The sequence below is a fragment of the Neisseria sp. P0009.S007 genome (assembly GCF_051962515.1).
On sequence record NZ_JBQCVF010001303.1, the window covers coordinates 1 to 234 of the forward strand.

Consider the following 234-nt stretch of genomic DNA (forward strand, 5'->3'; position numbering starts at 1 on the left):
CAATTCGATATGACCCATGCGTTCACGGCGTACTTTGGACAAAGTCACTTCCACGCCACATTTTTCACAGGTTACACCTTTAAATTTCAAGCGTTTATATTTTCCGCACAAGCATTCGTAGTCTTTGACCGGACCAAAGATTTTGGCGCAGAACACACCGTCACGCTCAGGTTTGAACGTACGATAGTTGATGGTTTCAGGCTTTTTAACTTCGCCGTAAGACCATGAGCGGAT

General features: G+C 44.9%; 1 protein-coding gene. It reads right to left on the bottom strand.

All coding sequences use genetic code 11. The annotated features are described in order from the left end of the window. Nucleotides 1–234, bottom strand: a 234-nt coding sequence (locus tag ACTHS3_RS18705) for a hypothetical protein (protein ID WP_440368911.1), incomplete at both ends; no start/stop codon positions are given.